9 protein-coding genes are annotated in these 12,135 nt (G+C 28.0%); 7 read left to right on the top strand and 2 right to left on the bottom strand.

Annotation, left to right across the window (positions count from 1 at the left end; all coding sequences use genetic code 11):
• Positions 1 to 240 precede the first annotated feature (240 nt).
• On the bottom strand, positions 241 to 1,464 hold the full coding sequence (locus tag AB3K27_RS16835; protein ID WP_368488524.1) for a serine hydrolase: 1,224 nt from the start codon (positions 1,462 to 1,464) through the stop codon (positions 241 to 243).
• Between the two features lie 274 nt (positions 1,465 to 1,738).
• Here AB3K27_RS16835 and AB3K27_RS16830 point away from each other — a divergent pair, with 274 nt between their 5' ends.
• The 6 genes from AB3K27_RS16830 (at position 1,739) to holA (ending at position 10,407) form a co-directional block, all read left to right on the top strand.
• Complete coding sequence (locus tag AB3K27_RS16830) at positions 1,739 to 2,338, top strand: helix-hairpin-helix domain-containing protein (RefSeq protein WP_368488523.1); 600 nt, start codon at positions 1,739 to 1,741, stop codon at positions 2,336 to 2,338.
• Between the two features lie 72 nt (positions 2,339 to 2,410).
• The gene (locus AB3K27_RS16825) at positions 2,411 to 3,601 is read left to right on the top strand and encodes a pyridoxal phosphate-dependent aminotransferase (protein ID WP_368488522.1); all 1,191 of its coding nucleotides are present in this window, start codon (positions 2,411 to 2,413) and stop codon (positions 3,599 to 3,601) included.
• Between the two features lie 49 nt (positions 3,602 to 3,650).
• Positions 3,651 to 4,562: an AEC family transporter gene (locus AB3K27_RS16820; protein WP_368488521.1), complete on the top strand. Its 912-nt coding sequence runs from the start codon at positions 3,651 to 3,653 to the stop codon at positions 4,560 to 4,562.
• Between the two features lie 336 nt (positions 4,563 to 4,898).
• The gene (locus tag AB3K27_RS16815; RefSeq protein WP_368488520.1) at positions 4,899 to 7,487 is read left to right on the top strand and encodes a cation-translocating P-type ATPase; all 2,589 of its coding nucleotides are present in this window, start codon (positions 4,899 to 4,901) and stop codon (positions 7,485 to 7,487) included.
• A gap of 42 nt (positions 7,488 to 7,529) precedes the next feature.
• On the top strand, positions 7,530 to 9,335 hold the full coding sequence (locus tag AB3K27_RS16810; RefSeq protein WP_368488519.1) for a ComEC/Rec2 family competence protein: 1,806 nt from the start codon (positions 7,530 to 7,532) through the stop codon (positions 9,333 to 9,335).
• Between the two features lie 37 nt (positions 9,336 to 9,372).
• Positions 9,373 to 10,407, top strand: a complete 1,035-nt coding sequence (gene holA, locus AB3K27_RS16805) for a DNA polymerase III subunit delta (RefSeq protein WP_368488518.1) — start codon at positions 9,373 to 9,375, stop codon at positions 10,405 to 10,407.
• 29 nt (positions 10,408 to 10,436) lie between these two features.
• Here the strand turns inward: holA and rpsT are convergent, their stop codons facing one another.
• Positions 10,437 to 10,703 (bottom strand): 30S ribosomal protein S20, encoded by a 267-nt coding sequence (gene rpsT / locus AB3K27_RS16800; protein ID WP_012101274.1) that lies wholly within the window; start codon positions 10,701 to 10,703, stop codon positions 10,437 to 10,439.
• A 356-nt stretch (positions 10,704 to 11,059) separates the two neighbouring features.
• Here rpsT and gpr point away from each other — a divergent pair, with 356 nt between their 5' ends.
• Positions 11,060 to 12,034, top strand: a complete 975-nt coding sequence (gpr, locus tag AB3K27_RS16795; protein WP_368488517.1) for a GPR endopeptidase — start codon at positions 11,060 to 11,062, stop codon at positions 12,032 to 12,034.
• Positions 12,035 to 12,135 lie beyond the last annotated feature (101 nt).

Below are 12,135 nucleotides of genomic sequence, written 5' to 3'. Positions count from 1 at the left end.
TTGTATTTTAAGTTTGGATGCCTTATTGTAGATCAAGTGATTCTTAGGTTCAGGTAGAGTTTGTTATAGAGGAATGCTTTTTTCCATCTGAACCTTATTAACAGTATTCTTAGTGTCTTTAGCACTTAGAATACGTTATCCTTTAGGGGAAGAACTTATCCAGATGCGTTATCTGTGCTTATCTCCCACTTTGAAGAAGATGGGGGTATTAGCTAATTCTAGCATTCGGATAAAATTAGTTTATTTAGAAACTATAATTTTTTTTATGGTAAAAGAAATTATAAGAGTTAATATAACCATAATTGATATAAAAAATATGTATTTATTTTTTATAATATTTTCTACATGAGTGGAAGCTATTGTCTGTTTTTCATAATGACTAGAGTTACTTAAAAGATTTAATTTTCCTATATTTTTTCCTTTAAAAGATATGGTAGCCTCTTCAACCACTTCTCCTGCATTAAAAAACTTAACTGATAAATTTGAATTTTTAAGAGTGAAACTGGGAACAGTTGTGTCCTTTTTATTTTTAACATAGTAAAAATCAGAAGCTGCAATCAGTGGTACAGAGAGATTATTTTTATTATAAGTTGTAACTAAATCTCCCTTTGAATATAATTTTACAAGGCTGAAATTATCAAATCCAAAATTAAATAAAGATATGGAATCAGGGAAAAAAGTTTTATTTTTGTCGTGTACCAGGGCTACAATAAGACGCTGACCATTTCTTGTAGCTGCAGATACATAAGAGTGTAGAGACTGTGTTGTATATCCTGTTTTACCACCTTCACAACCGCTGTAATAATAAGTGGAGTTTGTTTGTATTAATCTATTCTCATTCCATACACCTCTTTCCCGAGGAGATTTATTGGTAGGAGGGATGGTATAATATGGTGTAGTAGCGATTTTTGAGTATTCAGGATTTTTACATAATTCTCTCATTATAAGAGCTAAATCCTTTGCAGAAGTTTTGTGTTTCTCATCAAATAGTCCACTGGGATTTACAAAGTTTGTATTATAAGCGCCCAGTTCATGTGCCTTTTTGTTCATTTCAACGGCAAATTTCTTTGAGGAACCATCTCCTATGTATTCCGCTAATGCCTCTGCACAATCATTAGCCGAGGCTAGCAAAAGACCGTACAATAAATCTTTTACAGTTAATTCTTCACCCTCATAAAGACCTATTCTAGTTCCCTCTACAAGAGTTGGATTTTTACCAACTATTACTTTATCATTTAAATTTGCATTTTCAAAGGTTAAAAGTGCAGTCATTATTTTAGTAGTGGATGCCGGGGGATAGGCGGAATCAGGATTTTTAGCATATAAAACTTTACCTGTTGTGGCATCTAAAAGTACTGCACTATCAGCTGAAACAGAAGGAAGTGTTTCACTGGCATAAATGTTATAGGGATTAGTATAACAGATAATTAGAAAAAATAATATAAATGTGATTATTTTTTTCATTTTTTCCTCCTTTAAGATAATCATTAAATATTATATCAAAAAAATAATATATATGCGACAAATTTTTTTAAAGTTGTCAATAATTTAAATATAAATTGTATATATTAATATATACTTTATTAAAAATTACAAAGTATGTAAAGTTCAATATATTCCTAAATTATAACCATTTCAACTTATAATATAATGAAATTTACATGATTTTGTATAAAATTATTTAATTTTCACATATTTTGAATTAATATGTGAAATATGAAATTATGGGAGGAAAATAATGAAGTATAAGAAGAAGATTATAGGTTCTGCTGTGATTTTAATAATACTTAGTTTATTTTTAATAATATTTTATGTTAATTCAAAATCAGTAAATGATATATCTAGTAGTAAAGAAGATATATTTAAAGAACAATCTAATGATAGTGTCGTAGAACAGTCTTCCAATAATATAATTGTTTATATAAATGGAGAGGTTAAAAGTCCTGGGGTATATAAATTAGAACAGGACAGTAGAGTGGGAGATTTAATAAAAGCATGTGGGGGCTTTACAAATGAAGCTAATAGTTATAAACTGAATTTGGCTAAAAAGTTAAAAGATGAAGATTATATATATGTAGATAAAAAGTTAGATAATGAAAATTTGCAATTACAAAATGGAATGCAGGGAGAAACAACAGAAAATGTTAAAATAAATATAAATAGTGCTACTAAAGAAGAATTAAAAACCATACCCGGCATAGGGGATGTAATGGCACAAAAAATTATAGATTATAGAGAACAAAATGGAAGTTTTTCATCTGTGGAGGATTTAAAAAATATAGATAGAATAGGAGATAAAACTTTAGAAAAAATAAAAGATAAGGTAGATATAAGGTAATTGGAGGTATGATTTGTCTTAAAATATTTAGGTTGAATAAAAATTTTATTTATAGTATATGGAGGAGAAAATATGTTATCAAAAGATATGGTGGAATTAGGAAATAAAAGATCTACTATTAGAGAAATATTTGAATTTGGTAAAAAAAGAGCAGCTATAGTTGGGAGAGATAAGGTATATGATTTTAGCCTTGGAAATCCTAATGTTCCATCACCGGATTCAGTAAAAAGTGCAATTTTAGATATATTGGAACATGAAAAATCAACCGCTGTACATGGATACACAAGTGCACAGGGAGATGATAATGTAAGAGATGTAATTGCTGAATCTATAAATAAAAGATTTGGTACAAATTTTACTAAAGATAATTTATATATGACTGTAGGAGCTGCAGCATCTATAAGCATATGCTTTAAAGCTTTAACCAACCCAGGAGATGAATTTATTACCTTTGCACCATTTTTCCCAGAATATAAGTGCTTTGTAGAACAGGGTTCAGGAGGAAAGCTTATTGTTGTACCTGCTAACACAGAAAATTTTCAAGTTAATTTTTTAGAATTTGAAAAGAAAATTAACAGTAAAACAAAAGCTGTTATTGTTAATTCGCCTAATAATCCATCAGGAGCTGTTTATTCAGAAGATACTATATTAAAGCTGGTATCTATTTTAGAGGTTAAATCTAAAGAATATGGACATGCAATCTATTTAATATCTGATGAACCCTATAGGGAAATTGTATATGCAGGAGTTGAAGTGCCTTATATTACTAAATATTATAAAAATACTTTTGTTTGTTATTCCTATAGTAAGTCATTATCACTGCCAGGAGAAAGAATAGGATACATAGTTGTACCTAGTGAAATGGATAATTTTAAAGATACTTATGCTGCTGTTTGTGGTGCAGGTAGAATACTTGGCTATGTTAATGCACCTAGTTTATTCCAAAAAGTTGTTGCGAAGTGTGTGGGTCAGACTTCAGATATTTCAATCTATGAAACAAATAAAAATCTACTGTATAAGGGATTAATAGAAATGGGCTACAAATGTGTAGAACCACAAGGGGCATTTTATTTATTTCCTCAATCCTTAGAAACTGATGCAAATTTATTCTGTAAAAAGGCTAGAAAATATGATCTTTTAATGGTACCTGGAGATGATTTTGGATGTCCTGGCCATGTTAGAATTTCTTATTGTGTAGAGACACAGCAAATTGTAAATGCACTGCCGGTATTTAAAAAATTGGCGGAGGATTATAAAAAATAATATTTTCAAGCAATAAATTTTAAATTATGATTTATCATAAGGGGATTGTATGGTACTAAATACAGTAATTAAACAAATAGCATCTTTATTTATAATTTCAGTAATAGGTTTTTATTGTGGAAAAAAGGATATTATTGATGAAACTTTTTCAAATCAACTATCTAAATTATTATTAGAGGTAACACTTCCTCTTTTAATTATATCTTCTTTTAGTTTTACTTATGAAAGGGATATAATAAGTAATATAGTAAAAGCATTTATTTATTCAATTCTTATATTTGCCATAACTCCTTTAATAGTAAAACCTCTATTGATGAAAATTGAAAAGGAAAAGAGAGATGTTCTTCAATTTGCCATGGTATTTTCAAATTGTGGTTTTATGGGATTCCCTATAACCCAAAGTATTTTTGGAAATGAGGGAATTATATATGCATCTATATTCAATATGGTTTTTAATATCTTTGTATGGACTTATGGAATAATGTTGTTTAGTGAAATAAAGACTATTCGGGAATTTGGCAAAATATTAAAAAATCCAGGAATAATCTCTGCTTTAATTGGAATTTTGATTATGATATTTTCTATAAAAGTGCCTTCAGTAATCCAGGATACCATGAAAGCAGTAGGTGGTCTAACTACTCCCATATCCATGCTTATAATAGGGAGTTTATTATCAAAGTCCAATTTTAAAAATCTTATTAATGATGTAAGTATGTATTATGGGGTTTTTATTAAGCTTTTATTTATACCTGTGGTTTTGTATATAGTTTCAATTTTTTTTAAAGAAAACTCTATGGTTATGAAAACTTTTATTTTAATGCAAGCTATGCCGGCAGGTGCAACAACTTCAATTTTTGCAGAGAATTTTAATAAGGGAAGGCAATATTCCGTATTTATAGTTTCCTTGTCTACACTTTTTTCTATGGTTACAATACCTTTAATAATTAAATTTTGTTTATGAGAATTTAAAATACAATGCAAAATTTACATCGATATATTTAAAAAGTTCAGTTTATTTTAGGTATACATTAAAGTATATTATATTATAAATCGATTATTATATAAGGTAATAAATAATATTTGGAAATAAAGGAAAATAAGTTAGATTTATGTTTTTAATAGTATTTTGTTTATCCGGATGCAGCAATTAGCTAACACCCCTAACTTCTTAAAAGGGGGATAAGCACTGCTTGCGCCACTTGATAAGTTCTTCTAAGATTTAGGTGGAGAATAGCATTTTTTATAAGCAAATTTCACATGAACCTAAGAATCACTTGATATGGGAAGGTGTTGAGGTATGGTTGATTGGTATAGACATTCTTGGAGTGAAGTAGTAAGAGAATTAAACAGTAATGTATATTATGGGCTGGATGATGATCAGGTAGAGCTCCGCAGAGAAAAATATGGGAAAAATAAAATTATTATGCCTTCTACCAAAGGGCTATTTTATTTTATGTTTATACAATTTAAAGAAATTTGGATTGTATTTTTAATTTTAAGTATAGTTGTATTTATATATTTGGATATGTTTATATATGCAGTTGTATCTTTGGCTATTATGTTTTTTAATATGTTATGTGTAGCACTTGAAAGGTATAAAGAAGAGAAAAACATTAAAGAATTACGAAAATTAAATTCAGGCATGGCAAGAGTAATAAGAAATGGAAGAACGATAAAGGTACCTTCGGAAGAACTGGTGGTAGGGGATATAGTTATTGTAGGTCAAAGAGAGGGAATACCTGCAGATATAAGGATTATAGAAAGTAATGATTTAAAGGTTGATGAATGCTCTGTTACAGGGGAGAATTTTATCTCTGAAAAGTATGAATCTAAAATAGATGATAAAGAATTACTCTTATCAGATATGAAAAATATATTGTTTAAATCTTCTTCAGTAGTTTCAGGAGATGGTACAGGAATAGTTGTGTCAGTGGGTATGGATACAGAAGTGGCCAATATGGTAAAGCTTTTAATTGAAGAAGGAAAGGAAAAAAAATCTTTTGGCTTTAGACTTCATAAAATTTTAAATATATTCACTATAATTTCTATAGGAGTTCTTTCTATCATTCAATTAATATTAACTCTTATATTTAAACAGAATTTTTATAGTAATTTAGAAGAATTGTCCATTATATTTTTAAGTTCCATTCCTCAAGTAATGATTATAATAATTTTATTTTCAGGTACTATATTATTTAAGAAGCTAGCAAAAAAGAAAGTCTTTTTTAAGGATTTGTCTAGTTTAGAAAAGCTTTCAAGAGTTTCAGCTATTTGTACAGACAAAGTAGGATCTTTTTCTAAAAATAAGATGGAAGTTGTAAAGGCTTACGACAGTAATGGATTCATTGATGTAAATGAGGAAATCTTAAAAGAAAATATGGGAAAAAGTTTATACAGAATGTTAAATATAGGCATATTGTGTAATGATATTAGATCTGTAAAAGCAGATGTGGAAAATTCCAGAGAAAATTTAGTAGAGTTAGCTTTAGTAAGGTTCGGACAACAAAATGGTATTTATAAAAGAGAATTGGATAAAGACAATAATAGAATATTTCAAATTTTATTTGACAGTGAAAGGCGTATAATGACAACTGTAAATAAAATGAGTAAAAAGTATAGGGCTAATGTAAAAGGGGCACCGGATTCTATTATAGCCAGATGTACCCATATATTAAAAAATGGTGTAGAAGTTGAGATAACAGATGAAGATATAAAAGCTATAAAAGATTGGAATATTAGCATGTCTAATGAATGCTTATATGTGGTAGGATTTGCCTATAGGAATTTTAATTATGAGCCTAGTATTAAAGAGAATATTGAAAGTAATCTGGTGTTCGTGGGATTAATTGGCTTTGACAATATGTTAAAGGAAAATGCAGTGGATTCTATTAAGAAGGCATTGTCTCTTTCTATTAAACCTATTATAATTACAGAGGATAATAAACTTACAGCTTTGGCTATAGGAAAAAAATTGAAAATTGTATCCAGACTTCAGCAAATATTATCTGGAGTGGAAATAGATAATATGACAGAGAGTGAATTTAAACGTATTGGAGAAAAAGTTAATATTTTTTGTAGAATAAATTCCAAACATAAAGTTCAGATAGTAAAAGCATTAAAAGGTTATGGATATGTATCTGCCATAACAGGATGGAAGCTTACTGATTTACCTGCTCTTAAAATATCTAATGTGGGAATAACCAATACAAAAAGCAAAATAGTAAAGAGATTATGTGATATATTTACTGATAATATAGATTTTATGAATATTTTAGGTACCATAGAGGATTCAAGAAAAATAATGAAAGTGTTTAAAAAAATAATTGTCTATATTATAAGTTGTAATTTTGCTCTTTTAATATTTTTAATGGGAAGTTTTTTGTTTGATTTTCATATTGTCAACAATATTATTATAGAATCTTTTTGGTTTAATAGCATACTTATGTTTTTATCTATTCTGGCTCTTATATATCAGTATAAGGATGAAGAAGGTGACTATACATACTTTTCTATTGATAAAAGCATAGTTACAGATAATTTTACATTTATTATAACTGGCGGATTTTTAATGGGAATTATAGCTTTTATAGGTTTTTACATAGGTAATTTATATAAAATTCAATTTGATCTTTTAACTTCTCTATGGATTTTAAATACCTGTGCAGTAATATTTACCTATAGTTTTTCCAATAAAAAGTTTTTCCATAACAAGGTGTCCAACTTAATTATAATTACAAGTGCTTTTATTCAATTTGTAATAACAGCGATTATAAGCAATTTTGTGATTCTATATAATAGCATTTATTTAAAAATATTTTTAATATGTATTTTGATATGGATTATTTTTTGTGTATTTTATAAATTTCAAAGAGAAGAATTTGTTTAACCTATTATTTTTAGGATAAAATAGTAATAGGAGGTGGTTTTTTTGTATAGTAAATATAGTATAAAAAGGCCACTGGTATTTTATTCCATTTCACTGGCAGCAGGGTGTATATCAGCTATAATATTTCTAGATAGCATTTTTATGGTAGCAGCATTAGCTGTTTCTTTTTTTATTATAGTATTATTAACTTTAGAAATTAAGTTTTGTATTTTCAATATGCTATTTTTTATTTTCGGAGTAGCGTCCTTTAATGTGTATTTTTATGTAGAGGTTAAAGAGATTATTGAAATTAGAGTAGTGGAAAGGAAAGATTACTATTTTATAGGAGATTTCAAGGGCAGAAAAATTATATTAAACGGTAAAACAAAAGGGTTGAAAGAGGGACAAAGAATAAAAGTACGGGGGAATTTCAAGAGAAATGCCTATATAGAGGAGGGGATAATTGGTAACTATGCTTTAGAAGAATATAAAGCTTGTAAGGATGACATCATATTTAATATTTATAAATTTAAAAAGAATATATATGAAAGATTTAAAAAGTCAATAGGAGAAAGTAGAGCAGCTATGGTTATGTCCCTTTGCTATGGAGAAACTGCTTACATGAGTGAGAATCAAATGGAGGAATTTCAAAAATTGGGAATAATCCATGCTGTAAGTGTATCGGGATTTCATATGGCCATAATATATAAGACACTGGAATGTATATTTGGCCTTAAAATAGCTGTAGGCATATCTGTTTTATATGTGATTTTTACAGGTATGGGTGCTGCCACCATGAGATCTTTTATAATGATATTAATATTTAAGCTATCTAAAATGTTTTTGAAAGAATATGACAGTGTATCTTCTTTGAGCTTATCAGCTTTGATCTTAATGGCTGTAAAACCTTATTATATAGTAAATATTGGATTTGGACTTTCTTTTTTATCAACCCTTGGAATAATATTATATAATGAAAGAATTTATAGAAAGTTATTTAAACTTCATTCCAAAATAGCCAGCAATATAAGTCTCAGTTTAAGTTCTCAAATATTTTCTATGCCCTATATAGCTTTTACAATTCAAAATTTCAGTTTGGGATTTATGGCGGGAAATTTATTCCTCATTCCTTTATTTTCAATAATAGTAATTTTAGGAAATTCAGCACTATGTTTATACTTTATTGAACCTGTATTTAAAGTTATTTCCTGGATTATAAATCTTGTTTTTATTTTAGAAGAAGTTATTAATATAGCTATTTTAAAGTTTTGCCCTAATATAATTTATTTAAAATATATAGATGGAGTAATTATAATTATAATATATATAAGTTTCCTCATGTGTAGATATGGATATAAAAAGTTTAAATATGTTCCTGCAATTTGTGCAGTCTTAATTTTTTTTCAAAGTTATAACTTTTTTCCTACTATAACTTTTATGAATAATAGTAATGGGGAGGCTGTGATTATGAAAAAAGGTTTCGACAGGTTTTTTATATGCAATTATGACTATATTAATACTCAGTGGATAAGGAATATAAAGGATAATGAACAAATAGAAAAGATAGTGACCAATCCCGAAAAAAATTTTGTATATAGACTGGATGAACATATGTATTTGAAAGTATGCGATAATTTAGATACCTCCATGAAAATCAAATTTTATAATGAGGATAAAGAATTTAATTTTTTATTGACCAAGTATTACAAAGACCATATAGAGGTTTTTAAAAAAGATAATTGTATATATATACCCAAAATGAAATTGCTTAATAAAGATGTTAATAAAGATTACAAAAAGTATTTATCAAATAATGAAGAAAGCGTGGGATATGATATAATACTAAATAGGCTTTTTAGAATCAAATAATATTTGCTCTATTTAAATAAAATGGAAGTGATTATAATTGATAGATGTATTTACTTTTGAGAAAAATTTAAAAAAAGCACATATAGAAAATTGTTATTTATTTTGTGGAATAGATGAATTTATTATAAAAGAGAATATAACAAAATTGGTTCAGAAAACTATAAAACCTGATTTTGCAGAGTTTAACTATATAAAATTTGATGGAAGTTCTCTTGAAAGTTTTGATCCTGTAATAAATGCCTGTGAAACATTACCTTTCATGAGTGATAAGAAGGTTGTACTTGTATATAGGGCCACCTTTATAGGTGAAGAACAAGATAATAGAAGTAAACTTTCTTCTGAATTTAATAGTATACGAGATTATTTGAAAAATGTACCTGAGCATTGTATTTTAATATTGTATTATTTATTTAAGAATAAAAGGGATAAAATAGGTAAAAAGATATATAGTCTGGATAAGCACTTGTGTATAGTAAGAACTGATAAAATGAAAGGGTACCAACTGGAAAATAAGGTTCAAGAGTTTTTTTATGAAAGAGGGAAAAATATAAAAAAAGTAGATCTTAGAATATTTTGCAGTCTTATGAATGATAACAATTTGAATATGATAGAAAATGAAGTTGAAAAGTTGTGTTGTTATACTTATGGCAGAGATATAGAAAGAGAAGATATTAAAAAAGTATTTTTAAAAAGTAGTGAAGAGGATATATTTGATTTGGTAAATGCCATATCCAATAAAAAGATAAAAGATGCCCTTTACATATTAAATGAACTTATTTATGGTGGCATTAAAATAAGCTATATTTTATCCATGATAGAAAGACAGTTTAATATTTTATTAAAAATAAAGTTGTATTTAAAATGTGGAAGTGCCAAAAAAGAAGTTATGGAAAAATTAAATATTAAATCAGAATATGGATACAGTGTTATGTTAAATCAGAGTAAAAAGTTTACTTTAAACCAACTAAAAAGAGCTGTGGAATTATGTTTAAATACAGAAGAAAAATTAAAGAGTCTATCTACAGATGAAAAAATTGAAATGGAACTTTTGATAATAAATACTACAGCATAATAAATAACCGGCAGGTACCGGTTTATTTATTATGCTGTCAATTTATTTAATTTCAAAGCTAACTTAGACTTATTTCTAGATGCTTTATTTTTGTGAATTACACCTTTTGATGCGGCCATATCCAAAGCTTTTACAGTTGCAGTAAAGCTAACTTTAGCTTCTTCCACATTTCCACTTTCAACTGCAGCTAAAAATTTCTTTATAGTAGTTTTTAATGAAGATTTTATAATTTTATTTCTGAGCGTTTTGGTTTTTATAACCTTTATTCTCTTCTTTGCAGACTTTATGTTTGCCATGCTTTCACCCCCTTATTAATTATTAGATCTCAACAGCCTTGGGGAAATTTACCAATGAGTTCATTATATTTAACAAATGCTATTATAACATTAAATTTTAACCACTTCAAGGGAAATTTTAATAGCTCTAGTTTTATCTGAATACTACCATTACTAGCAGCAATAATAAGAATTACTTAAATATATTCTTCACTTTATATAATAGTATATTGCAAAGGAAAATAACTAATAATAATGTGTAGATATATGTGGAGAAAAGCATTACTTGTGGCAAACTTCACTTAAATCTGAGAATCATTCAATATGATTAATAATTGAATTTTAATATTAAATTGTAAATGGAGAGTGGTACATAAATGTTTAATATAAGAACGGATTTAGCAGTAGAAGCTAAGGAAATCTGCGAGAAAAAAATAGGTAGTAAAATTCCAGGAGTAGAGATAGAAGAAAAAATGGAAGACAATATAAAAGTAACTTATGTAAAGATATTAGAAGATGTTGGAGAAAAGTTCATGGGAAAACCTAAAGGCTCCTACATAACTATAGATATGCCACAATTTACTCACTATGATGGAGAAATGAGAGATAAGGTGAGTATGGCAATGGGAAAAGTATTGTCAGGCATGATAAGTATAGAGGACAGTATGACAGCAATGGTGGTTGGCCTTGGAAATTGGAATATAACCCCGGATGCCCTGGGGCCTAAAGTAGCCTCCAAATTAATGGTGACTAGACATTTAAAGGAGTTAGTTCCAGATAAAATAGATGAAGGAATAAGGCCGGTATGTGTTATTTCACCAGGAGTTTTAGGTATTACTGGCATTGAAACCGGTGAAATTATAAAAGGAGTTGTAGACAAAATAAAGCCTAATCTTATAGTATGTATAGATGCTCTGGCTTCCAGAAAGATGGATAGGGTAAATACTACAATACAGATAGGCAATACAGGGATATCTCCCGGCTCTGGAATAGGTAATAAAAGAATGGAATTAAGCGAAAAAACTTTAGGGGTTCCTGTAATAGCTATAGGAGTGCCTACAGTGGTAGATGCAGCTACTATGGCAAATGATACTATTGATTTGGTTTTAGATGAAATGATAAATCAGAGTAAAAAGGGAGGAGAATTTTACAAGGCACTAAAAGCTGTAGATAAAGATGAAAAGCAAAAAATGATAAAAGAAATATTAGAACCCTATGGAGAAAATATCGTGGTGACACCTAAAGATGTGGATTTAGTTATAGATTCAATTTCAAAGATTATTGCCAATGGAATAAATATAGCCCTACAGCCTGCTTTGGATTTAAATGATATAAATACTTTTTTAAATTAAATTTTTGATTTATACTGGCAGTGGATAAGGAGTAGGTACATTCCTTATTTTAAATTAAGTAATAAATTTAATATACCTCTCATATAAATTAACAGTAATAT

It is taken from the genome of Clostridium sp. BJN0013, assembly GCF_040939125.1.
Classification (GTDB): Bacteria; Bacillota; Clostridia; order Clostridiales; family Clostridiaceae; genus Clostridium_B.
Note: the sequence above shows the minus strand (reverse complement) of the source record. Positions and strands in the feature narration are given on the sequence as shown.